The sequence below is a fragment of the Deinococcus puniceus genome, from assembly GCF_001644565.1.
In the GTDB taxonomy this organism is placed as follows: domain Bacteria; phylum Deinococcota; class Deinococci; order Deinococcales; family Deinococcaceae; genus Deinococcus; species Deinococcus puniceus.
The window spans coordinates 947,050-960,633 of sequence record NZ_CP011387.1; the positions used below are offsets into that span (position 1 = coordinate 947,050).

Below are 13,584 nucleotides of genomic sequence, written 5' to 3' on the forward strand. Positions count from 1 at the left end.
AGCAACGGGGGGGTTCGCCCGCAAGCTTAGACAACAATCCCTCAGTCATCCCCGCCCACCATCTCCCCACTCCCCGCTCCCTTTTCCCCGGCCAGCGGCGTACTTTCCAGCCGCATCAGTGCGGGCGAGAGAAATCCGGCGAGGCTGGCGAGTGTAGCCAGCACACCCGCCACCACGAACACCCAGCGCACGCCGATGGCCGAACCTAGCGGCCCCACCAGTGCGAGGCCTACCGGTGCAGCGAGGCCCATGACCGTAGACAGCAGCGAGAGAGCGCGACCTTGCAACTGGTTGGGAATGATGGTTTGTAGGGCGGCGGTCATGGGCGCGTTGCCGTACACGAAGGTTGCGCCGCTGATGACCCACCACACGATGGCCAGCCAAAACGCATCGGCGGGGGCGAGGGCCGTAAACGCTACCGTGAGGCACGACAGCGCAAAGGCGATCAGGACGGTGGCGATCCGCCGCTTGGGATTCAGGGCGGCCACCAACAACCCGCCCGCGATCATGCCGATACCCGACAGCCCTTCCATCAGGGCCACCTGACCCGCACCGCCGCCAAAATATTCTTTGACCAACAGCGGTGTGAGGGTAAACGTGGGCATAATCGCCAGTACGACGACGGCCAGCAGCGCATACAGGCGGCGCAACCCCGGATGCCCCCAGACGAGCGAGACGCCCTCGCGGAATTCCTTCCAGACGCCTTGGCGATCCGCTTTGGGCGTGCGAATCTGCGGAATCTTGTAGATCAGCAGCGGCACGATGCCCAGCAGGGCGGTAAAGACGTCGATCAAGAGTGCGCCCTGAAGCGGCATCACGCTGATGGCGAGTGCGCCCAGCGGCGCGGCGGCCACCGTCATGATGCCCATGAGGGATTGGTTGAGGCCCGCTGCACGCGGCAAAAAGTCATTTGGCACCAACATGGAACTGCTGGCCGCCGACGCTGGCCCCTGAAACGCCTGCATGGAGCTTCGAACAAACATCATGGTGTAGACGTGCCAGAGTTCTATGCGCCCGGTGGCGAACAGAAAAATCAGCACCAGCATGCACAGGGCGCTGACGGTATCGGCCACGATCATGATCAGGCGGCGGCTGTAGCGGTCTGCGAAGGTGCCGCCGAGTGGCCCCAGCAAGGCTTGCGGCAGCAGCGCGGCCATACCCGCCGTTGCTAGAGCCGAGGCGCTTCCGGTGGTGTCGGTGATCCACCACAGCAGCACGAACTGGGTGAGGGCCGAGCCGATCATGGAGAGCGCCTGACCGCCGAAAATGGCCCAGAATCGCCGTTCCCAGCCGGGGCCGGGGTCTGGGCGCGGTGCGCCTAAATTCACTGCGGCAGGATTCAGCGTGTCCACCGAATCAACTCCTCGCGTACAGCATCAAAGTAGGCGGCGGGCGCGTGGCTGAGGCACAGGCCGTCGCAGGCCAGCCGGATGGCGTGGGCGCGGCCCAGTGGCAGTCCATCGGTTTCGGCAGCGGCCATCAACTCGGTTTCGGTGGCCTGCCATGCGGCCAGCACGTCGGCTTGCACCGCCAGCGTTTGCATCACCGCGTAAATGGCTTCTTCTTCAGCTCTAGGATCAAAACTAGCAGCGATATAGGCCCGCGCCCACGCTCCCGGCTGTGGCCCGTGCGCCGTCAACTCGGCCTCCAGCGCCGCCGCCACCCGCGCCCGAAACTGTTCCAGCAGCCTCAGCGCCAGCGCATTCAGCAGCGCCTCACGCGAAGGAAAGTGATGCAGCAGCCCGCCTTTGCTGACGCCTGCCTCCTTGGCGACGGCGTCCAGCGACAGGCCCGCTCCAAGGTCTTTGAGGACGGTGGCAGCGGCGTCGAGAAGGGTAACGCGGGTCAGTTCTGGGTTGCGTGTCCGGGTCATCTGGAATACCTCTCGCCCAGATTAGCACACCGTCTGGACGGTTTGTAGATATAGCCTGCTCCCCCCCGCCTGCCTAGCCCCCGCATTGACCCCCGGCCCCCGCGCCCGCTATGCTCCCCCGTATGACCCGTGCCCGCTTTGTTCGCCAGAACAACGTGAATGACGATCCCCAGTAGGGGACGCCTCGCCGCACGCCGCGCCCCCGTACTCCCCAGCCGGAGTCGGGGGCTTTCTTTAGAGCCATAGAGTTTCAGCCGATGCACCCAATTAAGGAGCCGCGCCCATGACCACCGAACCAGCCCAGTCCACTGCCGCCCCCGCCCGCCTGCCCCGCACCCTCACCCGCAACCTGTCGCAATTCGACGGTCAAACAGTGCGCCTGCAAGGGTTCGTGCATGCCCGGCGCGACCTCGGCGGCGTGCAATTCGTGGTGCTGCGCGACGTTTCGGGCATTACGCAGTGCGTGGGCAGTGGCCTGAGCCTGCCTCTCCCCGAAAGCTCGGTGGAAGTGGTGGGCAAAGTGAAGGCGCACCCCAAAGCCCCCGGCGGATTCGAAGTGCAGGTGGAGACGTTTACGGTGATCACGGCGGCCATAGAAGCCTCGCCACTGGAAATTCCCAAGATGGAATGGAATGTGAACCCCGAAACGATGCTGGATTACCGCTACGTATCGGTGCGTGGGCTGCGCGAACGGGCGGCGCTGAAGGTGCAGGCGGAACTGGTCTTCGCCTTTCACAGCCACCTGCGCGAACAGGGCTTTACCGAGATCAGCACGCCCAAAATCGTGTCGGCGGGTGCGGAAGGCGGCGCAAACCTGTTTAAGTTGGACTATTTTGGCGAGCAAGCGTATTTGGCCCAAAGCCCGCAGTTGTACAAACAGATCATGGTGGGCGTCTTCGAGCGCGTGTACGAAGTGGCCCCCGTGTACCGCGCCGAAGAACATGCCACGAGCCGCCACCTCAACGAATACCTCAGCTTGGATGTGGAAATGGGCTTCATCGACTCTGAAGAAGACGTGATGAACCTAGAAAACAGCGTGCTGACCGTCATGATGGAGCGCCTGAAAACCACTTGCGCCGCCGAATTCGCGCTGCTGGGGGCCACCATTCCCGAAGTGCCTGCCCACATTCCGCGCATTCCCCTGATGGAAGCCCGCGCATTGGTCACCGAAAAGTACGGCCACGCGGTGGGCGGCAAAGACCTTGACCCCGAAGCCGAGCGCCTGCTGTGCCAGCATTACGCCGAGACCGAGGGCAGCGATTTCGTGTTCGTCACCAAGTATCCCCGCGCCGCCCGCCCCTTTTACGCGCACGCCGAGATCAACGCCGACGGCAGCCTCAGCCCCGACATCACACGCGGCTTCGACTTGCTGTTCCGGGGCATAGAAATCACGTCAGGCGGGCAGCGCATCCACGATCACGCCATGCTGATGGACTCGATTCGCGCCTACAAAATGAACCCCGAAGCCATGACCGGTTACTCGGAAGTGTTCAAGTTCGGCATGCCCCCACACGGCGGTTTTGCGATTGGGGCTGAGCGCCTGACCGCCAAACTGCTGGGCATCGCCAACGTGCGCTATGCCCGCGCCTTCCCCCGTGACCGCAACCGCTTGACGCCCTGAGCGCAGAACCCTGACAAATGTCAAGTCGGCTATTTGCAAATTAAAGCAAAATGTGTTTGAGAGTATTCAAATGCCTTCAGTCCAGTCGATTTTCAAACATGATTTGTCCCCATCAGTGTGACGGCGCGGATCAGGTCAAGACCGGGAAGATCAGGCGAGTTGTGTGTGCAGAAGGGCAGAAGCTAGGAAGAACTCTGTCCTTTTTGTTCATTCAGGGACAGCCCAACTGCTGAGCTTTCAACATGCAATCTTAGTTACACGAATTGAATACTGAAGAGGTACGTTTCTATACGGTAAATTCGAGTTCATGAGTGTAGTCTGAAGTCTGCATGACCAATCGCCGCGAGCGTCGTCAGAACTTGCGTCTGCCTGCCTTGCCGGAGCAGGTGCCGGACAACGGCGTGTCTTGGTCTCAGGTCTTGAGGCGGCGGGTGTATCTGGCCGCCTTGGCCCTCGGTATTCCGGTGCTGCTTATGGTGTGGGTGTTGCAACTCGGCCAACCCGCTCCAGATCAGTACATCCTGTATGCCCATCCTCTGCTGCTGCTCATGTGCATCTGGGCGGGTGGCTGGGTGTTGCGCGGAAGGCCGCTGCGGCTGGCGGAACAGGTGGTGTTCACGTTCAATGCCGTAGCGGTGCTGGCGCAGTCCCTGATGACGGTGTTGACCCCCGGCGCGTCGGTTCTGGATTTATCGAGCAGCACGTATTGGATGTTGGTGGCCCTGTCCATTCTGGCCTTCCTGATTTTTGATACGGGCCGCGCCGCACTGCTGACCAGCATGAGTTATCTGCTGTGCGTAACGTTACCTTGGGCTGCACTGCTGTCCCGTGGAGAAGGCAGCCTGAGCGCCAACACCAGTCTGCTGCGCGTTCAGCTCACCTGCGGCGCAATTCTGATGCTCCTCAGCGGATTGGCATGGTACAGGGCACAGTTTTTGCAGGAACGCAGCGAGCGCCTGACCCTGTACCATCTGGCCCACACCGACCCGCTGACCGGGTTGCCCAACCGCCGCGCCCTCTATCCCGCCGTAGACGCACTCTTGGCGTCCACAGCGCAGGGCACGGCGGGCAGCGTGATCTTGCTGGATCTCGATCACTTCAAGCGCATCAACGACACTTACGGCCACAACGTGGGAGACGACGTGCTGATGTACACCGCCGCCCTGCTGCGTTCGGCCCTGCGCGACGGCGATACGGTGGGGCGCTGGGGGGGCGAGGAATTCCTGATTACCTTGCCCGACACTGACACACTGGGAGCGACCAGAGTGGCCGAACGGGTGCGCCGTCTGATGAAAAACACGCCCCAGCCACCCGCCGGACAGGTGACTGCCAGCTTGGGCGTGGCGACCTGCGAACCCGGCGACGATCTGCGGGTGCTGACCGCGCGGGCCGACGCCGCCATGTACGAGGCCAAGCAAAACGGCCGCAACCGCGTCGTGGTGGCGCAGCGCTCCGAGTTGGCCGAACCCGGCATGCTCTCGCCGCCCACACTGACCTTATGGGGCGAGGAAGCTGGCTGAAGCGTTCTAAACTTGACCATGAATAGTGAGTGGGCCGCACTTCTAGACTTACTTCTGGCCCCGCTTCCTGCTGAAGAGGGGTGGCAAGTGCGCCGGGGCTTCGTGCAGGCCTTAGAAACCTTGCTCCTAGATTCCGGTTCGCCGCCCTACGATCCTAAACAACTGCGCTGGGCGCGGGCTGATGCACTGATGGCCGCCCTGACCGCTCATGCCGAAGATCAGGACATTCCGGCGTGGTGGTTGGTCATGCAGGTGGACTGGAAGGCGGCAGATGAAGTGGAGTGGCAGGCCCAGTTGATGTGCCGAACACATGGCTTACCCGGTGTCTTCGTGTGGACGCCCAACCCCAGCGACGGCGTGCCAGAAGCTTTGGCCGCCTTTGCCGCGTGGCTGGAACCGCAGGGCTTGCTCTACCGCCCTTGGCTCCGGGACGAGGATGCTTACGCTGGGTTTGTCGTGCCGCACGCATCGGCGGAGGCTTTTGAAGTGGCTGCTTTGCGTGTGGGGCTGGACGGGTGACGGCTTTTGCTTTTGTGCTGAAGAACGGAAAAATCTAGTTTTCTTGTTTGTGCTGACGTTTCCCCCACCCCCCAGCCCCCGCCACCACAGGGGTCAGGGGAGTCTGTCGCTCCGCTGAGGAGGATTGATCTTGTTGTGTTTTGAGTCGCCTGAATCCCTCGCCTGAAGCTGAATCCCCAGTCGTCTTGGACACGGAATTGGCCCGCGCGTTGCACGCACGACGGCCTCCCACGGATTCGGGCGGGAACGATGTGGGGTGGCGGTTGTTGCCCTTTCTTATCCCCCTTCGACCCCAGACCCTTAGACCTTCCGCAATCCAGCCGCCCCAGTCCGCGCCAAATGCTCTAGCATCTGCGCCATGCTTCCCGCCCAAGAGCAGTTTGCACAGTTTTCGGTTGACGGCCAACGCCTCTACGGTTTGCTGCATATCCCTAGTGAGTACAGCCCTAGTGAACACAGTCTTAGTGGCAAGCGGCCCGCGCAGGGATGGCCTTCGGTGGTGTTGGTTCACGGCTTTACGGGCAATCAGGGCGGCGATCACCGCCTCTTGCCTGTGCTGGCGCGGCAGTTGGCGGCTCGGGGCGTGGCCTGCCTACACTTTGACTGCCGGGGCAGCGGCATTTCTCAGGGCGACTTCTCAGAAATGACCGTGACCCGCGAGGTGCAGGACACGGTGGCGGCCTTCGAGTACATGCGCCACCAACCCGGCCTAGACCCCGAACGGGTGATGTTGCTGGGCTTCAGCATGGGCGGCATCGTGGTGTCTTTGGCCGCCGCGCAGGTGAGGCCGCACCGTTTGGCGCTGTGGGCACCCGCCCTGCCGGAACTCTGGTTGCCCATGCTACGCGGCGGATTCGTGCCGCCAGTGATCAGCGATCACGGGGGCTGGCCCATCAGCCGGGAATTTTTGCTGGAAGTCACGCGCCTGAAACCGTTGGAAGCGGCGGCAGCGTGGGCACAAAGCATGGGCGGCGGTGTGGCCCGCGTGTTTCACGGCGACGCCGACCAAACCTGCCCGCCCGAATTTGGCGTGCGCTACGCTCAGGCTCTCGGCTGCGACGCAGTGGGCATTCCCGGCGGCACGCACACCTTCGAAAGCTTCAGCAGTACGGAAATGTTGTACACGGAAACCGTGCGGTTTTTGACGGGGGGGTAGAAGGGCAGTCTAAGGGTCTAGGGTCAAAGGGTTTAAGAAAAAGGGCACTGCCCGCTACGGACGCACCGCCAGCCAGATCGTGTGCTTCGCGCCTTTGCCGGGGCGTTCGCGGGCAATTCGGGTTTCCACGCTGTATCCGGCTTTGATCAGGCGGGCAGTGAATTTGGGGTCTGGGTCTACCGACCAGATCGCCAGCACGCCGCCGGGGGTCAGGGCCGCCGCGATTGCTTTTAGCCCCTTGTGGCTGTACAGCCAGTCGTTTTCCTTGTGGGTCATTCCGTCCGGGCCGTTGTCTACGTCCAGAAGCACGGCGTCCCACACGGCGCGGCTGCCCCGGAGCAGTTCGGCCACATCGCCCACATGCACGCGGGTTCGGAGGTTGTCGAGCGGGCGGCCCGCGCATTCGCCCAATGGCCCCCGGTTCCAGTCCACCACCTGCGGCACCAGTTCGGCCACCGTCACAGTCGCATCCGGCCCGGTAGACCGCAGCGCCGCCGCCAGCGTAAAGCCCATGCCGAGGCCGCCCACCAGCACCCGCACGCCTGCCCGCCCCGCAATGATCGGACAGGCATACTCGGCCAGCGCGTCTTCGGAACCGTGCATGCGGCTGTTCATCAGTTCGCTGACATAGCCGCTGATCCGGATCGTAAATTCGTCGTCCCGCTGATACAAGATCAGGTCTTCGGAACTGCCCGGAATCGGGGCGCGGCTGAGGACGGTGTAACCACTCACGCGGCCAAGTGTAGCTAGGGAAGGTCTGTAGGGTGGCTCGTGAATCTACGTTCTTGCTCCTTCACCCTTGAGGGGGGACTCGCAGAGCTGCGAAGCAGAGGGCTGGGGAGGGGGTGAGTGAGCGCAGCGATTGCTTTTCCCAGACCCTTAGATCAAGCCCCAGAAATCGTCCCCTACAGCCCGATCAGCGCCCCAACCACCGCCACTCCCACCACCACCAATGCCGAATTCAGGCGAGTTTTGCTGAGAATGAGGAAAGACACGGCCACCAACGCCGCTGCCGCCCACGAGTGAATACTGGTTTGGCCCAGCACTAGCACGCCTGCCAGCATCACGCCGCCGCCAAAGGGCAACAAGGCATTCCGGAAGGTCAGGCTCCACGGATGGGCGCTGTGCCGTTTCCAGAGCAGGGCCGCCGCCGCACTCAGGACTGCTGTGGGGCCATAAAAGCCTACCGTAGCGGCAAACGCGCCCCAGCCCCCGGCGATAACGAGGCCGTAATGCGTGACCGCCAGCAGGTTCGGCCCCGGCATCAGTTGGCCCAGTGCAAAACCGTTGGCAAAGGTGCGGGCGTCTATCCAGCCGCGTTGTCCCACCAACAACCGCTCCATTTCGGCCAAGTTGGTGCCGCCAAATCCAGTCAGGCCGAGGCGCACGAAGGTCAAAAAGATGTCCAGCAGCAGGTCAGGTGTCGCCATGACTTCCCTTTGATGGACGGTGCGCCACCAAACCCACGCCCACCAGCACCGCCAGCACGGGCAGCAGATCCAGCCGCAGCACGCCCAGCGCCACGAAGGTCAGCACCGTCACCGCCGCGCCGATGGGCAGCCGTCCGGCCGTGACGCTCCAGCCCACGCGCACGATAGGGCCGACCATCGTCAGAATCACGGCCAAGGCGGCACAGGCCGCGCCCCGCAGCGCACTTTGCAGCGCGGGCGGCAGGCCACCGGGCAGCCCCAACAGCAGCACGGTGACGGCGGTCATGGCAATCAGCCCCGGCGTCAGCACCCCCACCGTGCTGGCGAGTGCGCCGCGTTTGCCGCCCAGCCGCGCCCCGATCATGGCGGCCAAGTTCACGCCGTTTGGCCCCGGCGTCAGTTGCGCCAGCGTAAACGTCTCGGCAAATTGTAGGTCGGTGAGCCAGCCGCGCCTGAGCATGGCGCGGCGCGTATGGGCCGGAATACCCCCGCCGATGCCCGCTAGCGCCACACCCACAAAAGCGCGGGCCAGATTCAACGTCGTGGGCGCTCCCGGCAGGTGAGGCACTGGACTGGTCGGGTCGTCCTCCAGAGGTGGGGGCGTGGATTGGGTGGCGGTCACCCCCGCAGCCTACCGCCGCACCCCCGCCCACAGGCCAAAAACAGCGTGACCGTGTGGGGAACATGGCCGCACACAATGCACAAAATTCATCCGGGGTGAAGTTGCGCAAGCCTGCCTCGCCATTTCGCCTATTCGGAACTCTGGCCGCTGGCTTATGCTGGGAGGCAACATGACCTCCCCGCCGCCCAACGTTGCCGTGCAGGTGCGCGACCTCCGCAAAAGTTACACCGTCCACGAAAAAGACCCCGGCTTCGTCGGCAGCGTCAAGTCGTTCTTCAACCGCAAATCGCATGAAGTGGACGCGGTGAAGGGCGTGTCCTTCGACCTCGCGCCGGGGGAAGTGGTGGGATTCTTGGGGCCGAACGGGGCCGGAAAGACCACCACCCTGAAAATGTTGTCGGGCCTGCTGCACCCCACGGGCGGCACTGCGCGAGTGGCAGGCTTCGAACCCCGGAGGCGCGAAAACGCGTTCCTCAAACAAATTACGTTGGTCATGGGCCAAAAACAACAACTGATCTGGGACTTGCCCGCCCTCGATTCCTTCCTCGTGAATCAGGCGATCTACGAGATTCCTGACGCGCAGTATCGGGCCACCATGCGCGAATTTACCGAGGTACTGGGGCTGGAAGGCATCCTGAAAAAGCAGGTACGCAAGCTGAGTTTGGGCGAGCGGATGAAGTGCGAACTGGCCGCCGCGCTGCTGCACCGCCCCAAGGTGCTGTTTTTGGATGAACCCACCATCGGCCTAGACGTGAATATGCAGGAAAGCGTGCGGGCCTTCGTGCGCGACTACAACCAGCGGTTCGGGGCCACCGTGATCCTGACCAGCCACTACATGGCCGACGTGACCGCGCTGGCCCGCCGAATTTTGGTCATCGACGCGGGCGCTTTGGTGTTCGACGGTGACCTCGCCAGCTTGGCCGAACAGAGCAGTGGCGGCAAAACGGTGCGGCTGCAACTGCGTCAGCCGATTCCGTTGGCGGAATTGTCGCGCTACGGCCAGAGCGCCAAAGTAGACGGCCTCAGCGCCGAACTGACCGTGCCTCGTGCGGAAGTCAGCGCCCGCGCCGCCCGCTTGCTGGCCGATTTGGATGTAGCCGACTTGACGGTAGAAGACCCACCGATTGAAGCGGTGATGGCGGAATTGTTCGGGGCTGGGAAGGAAAAGGCGGTGGCCGACAGTGTGGCTTAGAGCGGGGTGGGCTAGAGCGAGTGTGGAAGGTAGATCGTGGATCGTAGTTTGGTGCTTGTGCCTTTCCCACGATCCACAATCCACAACCCACAGCCCGCGCCGAGGGCGCACATGACTCCCTTCCTCCGCAAGTTCCGCGTCCTCTTTTCCACCCAGTTTGCCCTGATGACCGAATACCGGGCCGAAATCGTCATCTGGATGCTGTCTGGCACGCTGTCTCTTGTGATGATGTTGGTCTGGATGGGACAGGCCGCCGCCGCGCCGGGGGGCCAGATTCGCGGGTTCTCGGCGTCCGATTTTGCGTCGTACTTCCTTGCCACTTGGTTCGTGGGGCAGTTGTTGGTGGTCTGGGTGGCGTGGGAACTGGATTTCGAGGTCAGGCAAGGCACGCTGTCGCCCAAGCTGCTGCGCCCGCTAGACCCGATGTGGGGCCACTACACCGGACATTTGGCCGAACGAATCGTGCGCTTTCCGCTGATGCTGGCGCTGGGGGGCCTGTTCGCGTGGCTGGCCGGGGCACGCTTCAGCCCCGATTGGCGCGTGTACGCCGCCGTATTGGTGCTGGTCATTTTGGGCTTCACCGTGCGCTTCCTGTGGGAATACTCGCTGGGCCTGCTGGCTTTCTGGACAGAATCCAGCACCAGTTTTCAGGAAGTGGTGTGGCTGGTCTACGCCGCGCTGGGCGGCCTGTTTGCGCCGCTGGCCTTCTATCCTCAGTGGGTGCAGGATATTGCCGTCTGGACACCCTTCCCGTACATGCTGGGCCTGCCCGCCAACCTGATCGCCGGAAAAGCCACGCTGGAACAGGCCGGACAGGGCATGCTGGTGCTGCTGGGCTGGCTGGCCGTGTTCGCGCTGCTGCGCCTGTGGGTGTGGCGTGTGGGTCTGCGGAAATATGGGGCGGTGGGGGCGTGAAAGGACTGTTAGTGCTCAGTGGTCAGTTGTTGGTGGGTTGTGGAGGTGGGCCGTTCGGTTTTTGCCCTTCCCACTCACCACTCACTCCTTACCACTTACCGCGCCGGGGCCGCCCATGACCCGTTACCTGCGCCTCATCCGCATTTTCACGGGCGCAACCATTTCAGCGCAGTTGGAATACAGGGCCAACTTTCTGGGCGCGATACTCGCCAGTCTCGGAGAAGTGGGCGTGGCGCTACTAGGCATCGCGGTGCTCTTTGGGCAACCCGGAACCGTCAGCGTGGGCGGCTACTCGTTCTATCAGGCGCTCTTGGTGGTCGGGTTTTTCATGCTCACCGAAGGCTTTATCAGTGTGTTCGTGCAGCCCAACATGAGCAAAATCTCCGAGGCTGTTCGCACGGGTAGCATGGATTTCACGTTGCTCAAGCCCATAGACGCGCAGTTCAACGTGTCCACGCGCAACCTGAACGTCCTGCGCGTCACCGACATTCTGATCGGCCTCGGCCTGATCTTCTATGCCGCGTCGTTTCTCACGGTCACGCTGGGGGGCGTGCTGGCCGCCGCCGTCATGTACCTGTCGGCCCTAGTCATCGTGTACTGCATCTGGCTGGCGCTCAGCACCACCGCGTTCTGGTTCGTCAAAACCCAAAATATGTCCGAACTCTTCAACGGCGTGTTCGGCGCGGGCCGTTTTCCGGTCACGGCTTTCCCTGTCCCCGTGCGGGCCTTCCTCACATTTGTCGTGCCCATCGCATTTATTACCACCGTGCCTGCCCAAGCCCTCACCGGAGGATTGTCGCCCGTGCTGGCGCTGGCCTCGCCGCTGGTAGCCGCCGTGCTGTTCGTGGGCAGCCGCCTCTTTTGGAAGAAAGCCGTAGGCAGTTACACGAGTGCAAGCAGTTGAAAGCTGATGAGCAACTAAGCTTGTTCTTGACCTTCCTTAGCCCCCTAGACCTTTTGACCCTTAGACTCCCTCCCTCCCCGCGCCTCCTGCACCCGCGCCCACACGCTTTCTAGCGTTTCCTCGCCCCCAGCCCAATAGAACTGGGTTACATACGCCGTATCGCCCTCAAAGCGCACGCCAGCCCTGTCCTGAAACTCGGCCAACGTCCAGCCCCACGCGCCGTGCAGGTCGATCAGGCCGCGTAATTCCTCGGCGCTGGCGATGGCGCGGCTGCCCGTCACTACGCGGTGTTGGGCAAACGACATGAACTCTGCGTAGCCTGATTCGTAGTCCGTCATCTGACGTTTATTCGCACGCCACGCCGTCCCCGTCGCCGTCCATCGCGGCGCGGTAGCCGGGTTGCCCGCGCCGAATGGGGGCGGCCCCGGCAGCGCGGGCGGCGGCGCAACTGGCAAAAAATACGCTGTTGGCGGCGGCTTCGGCCTCTGCTGCTTCCTCTTCTTCATCACTGCCTGCCGGGCAGCCGTTCAGCGGCAGGGTGTAGCGGTTTCCGGCGGCCCGGTTCACGCGGTAGCCCAAGTCTTCCAGCGCCCCCAGCGTCAGCGGACTGACCGGATTCACGCGGCCCGTGTAGTCTCCGGCGTCGCCCGACAGGATTTCCGAACACACCGCGCCGCCCGCCCAGTGCCCAGCGTCGGCGTCCAGCGGAATGCCCGCGCCCACCTTGCCTCCCAAATTCCGGTAGGCCGCCAACCCCTTGGCCCCCGTGTAGTAGTACTTCCCGTTCACCTTTGTAATCAGGTTTTTGTCGTCCGAGTCACCGCTGAGAGACACCCGGTAGTCGGCTTCCCACAGCGTACCCACGCCCAGCGCGTGCAGCATTTCGTGAATCATGGTGTCCAGCAGATCGATTTTGGGCAGGTCGGGCAGCACGGTGGAGTTCAGGTCTATCACGCCGTAAATCGGCAAGTAGGAACCGTCTTGCAACTCGCAGGGCGCGGCCTCGGCGTATTTGTCCTCGCCCAAATCGAGCACGCGCACGAACACGAAAAACTGCTGCACCCGCTCCCGAATCCGGGGCAAGTTGGAATCGCAGGAATTGGCGGGCAACTCTAGCGTGACGGGCTGGAAGGGAGAGGCGATCAGGGCCGACACCCGCGCCGCCGCCTCGCGCACGGTGGCCTGCTGCGAGGCGTTCAGGGCCTTGCCCAGATAGCGCACTTCTACGGCAAAAGGGGCGGCCTGCGCGTTCGCTGCTGGGGCACAGGTCAGGGTTGCTCCGAGGCACAGCAGGCGGAACCAAGAGTGTCGTTTCACGTTGAATAGAGATTAAAACATCCACTTATTCAAACTTCTGTCAGAGGCGTTGCTTTACGTCGCTCTGTTTATCTCGCTCCACTCTGCCGCGCATAGTTTCGGCGCACCATCGCATTGCCCCGCTGCATTCCCAGCCGCTCATAAAAGGGGATCAGGTTGTCGTCGCAGCACAGGTCTACGGCGTACAGGTGGGCCAATTGGTCAAGCAGGGTGTCCATCAGGCGGGAACCTAGGCCCTGCCCGCGCCATTCTGGGCGCACTTCCAACGAGGGAATAAAGGCGGTGAGCACGCCGTCGCTGATGGCCTGTGCGAAGCCCACGACCTGCTCATTCTCCATCGCCAGCGCAATCCGGTAGGAGCCGCAGAGCATCCGGTGCAGCGTTTCGGGCGAGGGCGGAGTGGGCCAGCCCTCGAAGAATCCGCCGAGTTGCGCGGGCGTCAGGCCTTCCAAAGTGGTGACGATCTGAGGCGACATGGTCTCTATTCTGTCTTGCCCCCCCAAGCTTAAGCATCT

15 protein-coding genes are annotated in these 13,584 nt (G+C 62.9%); 7 read left to right on the forward strand and 8 right to left on the reverse strand.

Going from position 1 to position 13,584, the window contains the following annotated elements:
• Positions 1-41 precede the first annotated feature (41 nt).
• Both SU48_RS04330 and SU48_RS04335 read right to left on the reverse strand, forming a co-directional pair.
• Positions 42-1,352: an MFS transporter gene (locus SU48_RS04330; RefSeq protein ID WP_064014178.1), complete on the reverse strand. Its 1,311-nt coding sequence runs from the start codon at positions 1,350-1,352 to the stop codon at positions 42-44.
• Positions 1,340-1,873, reverse strand: coding sequence for a TetR/AcrR family transcriptional regulator (locus SU48_RS04335; RefSeq protein ID WP_064014179.1), 534 nt, complete (start codon positions 1,871-1,873; stop codon positions 1,340-1,342). The genes SU48_RS04330 and SU48_RS04335 overlap by 13 nt, the downstream gene beginning before the upstream one ends.
• A gap of 283 nt (positions 1,874-2,156) precedes the next feature.
• Here SU48_RS04335 and aspS point away from each other — a divergent pair, with 283 nt between their 5' ends.
• The 4 genes from aspS to SU48_RS04355 all read left to right on the forward strand — a co-directional run bounded on the left by aspS (position 2,157) and on the right by SU48_RS04355 (position 6,689).
• Complete coding sequence (aspS, locus tag SU48_RS04340; RefSeq protein ID WP_064014180.1) at positions 2,157-3,494, forward strand: aspartate--tRNA(Asn) ligase; 1,338 nt, start codon at positions 2,157-2,159, stop codon at positions 3,492-3,494.
• Positions 3,495-3,823: 329 nt separating this feature from the next.
• Complete coding sequence (locus SU48_RS04345; RefSeq protein ID WP_064014181.1) at positions 3,824-5,014, forward strand: GGDEF domain-containing protein; 1,191 nt, start codon at positions 3,824-3,826, stop codon at positions 5,012-5,014.
• A gap of 18 nt (positions 5,015-5,032) precedes the next feature.
• On the forward strand, positions 5,033-5,533 hold the full coding sequence (locus SU48_RS04350; protein WP_064014182.1) for a DUF6630 family protein: 501 nt from the start codon (positions 5,033-5,035) through the stop codon (positions 5,531-5,533).
• Positions 5,534-5,891: 358 nt separating this feature from the next.
• Complete coding sequence (locus tag SU48_RS04355; protein WP_064014183.1) at positions 5,892-6,689, forward strand: alpha/beta hydrolase family protein; 798 nt, start codon at positions 5,892-5,894, stop codon at positions 6,687-6,689.
• 54 nt (positions 6,690-6,743) lie between these two features.
• On the opposite strand, the gene SU48_RS04360 is transcribed toward SU48_RS04355, so the two are convergent.
• The 3 genes from SU48_RS04360 to SU48_RS04370 all read right to left on the reverse strand — a co-directional run bounded on the left by SU48_RS04360 (position 6,744) and on the right by SU48_RS04370 (position 8,741).
• Positions 6,744-7,421, reverse strand: coding sequence for a spermidine synthase (locus tag SU48_RS04360; protein ID WP_064014184.1), 678 nt, complete (start codon positions 7,419-7,421; stop codon positions 6,744-6,746).
• Positions 7,422-7,594: 173 nt separating this feature from the next.
• On the reverse strand, positions 7,595-8,119 hold the full coding sequence (locus SU48_RS04365; protein ID WP_064014185.1) for a chromate transporter: 525 nt from the start codon (positions 8,117-8,119) through the stop codon (positions 7,595-7,597).
• The gene (locus SU48_RS04370; RefSeq protein WP_082869662.1) at positions 8,106-8,741 is read right to left on the reverse strand and encodes a chromate transporter; all 636 of its coding nucleotides are present in this window, start codon (positions 8,739-8,741) and stop codon (positions 8,106-8,108) included. Before SU48_RS04370 ends, SU48_RS04365 begins: the two co-directional genes overlap by 14 nt.
• Positions 8,742-8,910: 169 nt before the next feature.
• Between SU48_RS04370 and SU48_RS04375 the strand changes: the two genes are divergently transcribed.
• From SU48_RS04375 to SU48_RS04385, 3 genes are all read left to right on the forward strand, one after another.
• Entirely contained in the window at positions 8,911-9,933 is a 1,023-nt protein-coding gene (locus SU48_RS04375; protein WP_064015837.1) for an ABC transporter ATP-binding protein, read from the forward strand.
• A 111-nt stretch (positions 9,934-10,044) separates the two neighbouring features.
• Positions 10,045-10,848 carry an ABC transporter permease gene (locus SU48_RS04380; protein WP_064014186.1) on the forward strand — a complete coding sequence of 268 codons (804 nt, stop codon included), beginning with the start codon at positions 10,045-10,047 and terminating at the stop codon, positions 10,846-10,848.
• Between the two features lie 115 nt (positions 10,849-10,963).
• Complete coding sequence (locus SU48_RS04385) at positions 10,964-11,752, forward strand: ABC transporter permease (RefSeq protein ID WP_064014187.1); 789 nt, start codon at positions 10,964-10,966, stop codon at positions 11,750-11,752.
• A 44-nt stretch (positions 11,753-11,796) separates the two neighbouring features.
• Here SU48_RS04385 and SU48_RS04390 read toward each other — a convergent pair whose 3' ends face one another.
• From SU48_RS04390 to SU48_RS04400, 3 genes are all read right to left on the reverse strand, one after another.
• Complete coding sequence (locus SU48_RS04390) at positions 11,797-12,090, reverse strand: hypothetical protein (protein WP_231881678.1); 294 nt, start codon at positions 12,088-12,090, stop codon at positions 11,797-11,799.
• A gap of 7 nt (positions 12,091-12,097) precedes the next feature.
• Entirely contained in the window at positions 12,098-13,069 is a 972-nt protein-coding gene (locus tag SU48_RS14350) for an excalibur calcium-binding domain-containing protein (RefSeq protein ID WP_064014188.1), read from the reverse strand.
• Between the two features lie 68 nt (positions 13,070-13,137).
• Positions 13,138-13,545: a GNAT family N-acetyltransferase gene (locus tag SU48_RS04400; RefSeq protein ID WP_064014189.1), complete on the reverse strand. Its 408-nt coding sequence runs from the start codon at positions 13,543-13,545 to the stop codon at positions 13,138-13,140.
• Positions 13,546-13,584: the final 39 nt, after the last annotated feature.

Bases quoted from the DNA above. Each gene is read 5' to 3' on its own strand.
- SU48_RS04385 (WP_064014187.1), top strand. From the start codon at position 10,964: ATGACCCGTTACCTGCGCCTCATCCGCATTTTCACGGGCGCAACCATT.
- SU48_RS04335 (WP_064014179.1), bottom strand. From the start codon at position 1,873: ATGACCCGGACACGCAACCCAGAACTGACCCGCGTTACCCTTCTCGAC.
- aspS (WP_064014180.1), top strand. From the start codon at position 2,157: ATGACCACCGAACCAGCCCAGTCCACTGCCGCCCCCGCCCGCCTGCCC.
- SU48_RS04345 (WP_064014181.1), top strand. From the start codon at position 3,824: ATGACCAATCGCCGCGAGCGTCGTCAGAACTTGCGTCTGCCTGCCTTG.
- SU48_RS04350 (WP_064014182.1), top strand. From the start codon at position 5,033: ATGAATAGTGAGTGGGCCGCACTTCTAGACTTACTTCTGGCCCCGCTT.
- SU48_RS04375 (WP_064015837.1), top strand. From the start codon at position 8,911: ATGACCTCCCCGCCGCCCAACGTTGCCGTGCAGGTGCGCGACCTCCGC.
- SU48_RS04390 (WP_231881678.1), bottom strand. From the start codon at position 12,090: ATGACGGACTACGAATCAGGCTACGCAGAGTTCATGTCGTTTGCCCAA.
- SU48_RS04400 (WP_064014189.1), bottom strand. From the start codon at position 13,545: ATGTCGCCTCAGATCGTCACCACTTTGGAAGGCCTGACGCCCGCGCAA.
- SU48_RS04365 (WP_064014185.1), bottom strand. From the start codon at position 8,119: ATGGCGACACCTGACCTGCTGCTGGACATCTTTTTGACCTTCGTGCGC.
- SU48_RS04380 (WP_064014186.1), top strand. From the start codon at position 10,045: ATGACTCCCTTCCTCCGCAAGTTCCGCGTCCTCTTTTCCACCCAGTTT.
- SU48_RS04355 (WP_064014183.1), top strand. From the start codon at position 5,892: ATGCTTCCCGCCCAAGAGCAGTTTGCACAGTTTTCGGTTGACGGCCAA.